The following is a 506-nucleotide window of genomic DNA, read 5'->3' as shown; positions in this document are numbered from 1 at the left end:
CAGGTGAACATCGACGTCGGAATGCCCAGCGCGCGTTGCACGATGCCCGAGTAGAAGTCGACGTTCGGATACAGCTTGCGCGACACGAAATATTCGTCTTCCAGCGCGATCTTTTCGAGCGCCATTGCGAGCTTGAACAGCGGGTCGTCGTGCAGGCCGAGTTCTTCGAGCACTTCGTGGCACGTCTCGCGCATCAGCTTCGCGCGCGGGTCGTAATTCTTGTACACGCGGTGACCGAAGCCCATCAGCTTCACACCCGAGTTCTTGTCCTTCACCTGCCTGATGAACTCGGGGATATGGTCCACCGTGCCGATTTCTTCCAGCATGTTCAGCGCCGCTTCGTTCGCGCCGCCGTGCGCCGGGCCCCACAGACACGCGATACCGGCCGCGATACACGCAAACGGGTTCGCACCCGACGAACCCGCAAGACGCACCGTCGAAGTCGACGCGTTCTGCTCGTGGTCCGCATGCAGGATCAGGATGCGGTCGAGCGCGCGCACCAGCAC

At 61.9% G+C, this 506-nt stretch carries 1 protein-coding gene; it reads right to left on the bottom strand.

Annotated elements, in window-relative coordinates:
* A partial coding sequence (locus HV675_RS32195) for a citrate/2-methylcitrate synthase (protein ID WP_281364206.1) occupies positions 1-506 on the bottom strand: 506 nt, incomplete at both ends.

It is taken from the genome of Paraburkholderia solisilvae, from assembly GCF_902859875.1.
Lineage (GTDB): Bacteria > Pseudomonadota > Gammaproteobacteria > Burkholderiales > Burkholderiaceae > Paraburkholderia > Paraburkholderia solisilvae.
This window is presented reverse-complemented; position numbering and strand designations above follow the sequence as displayed.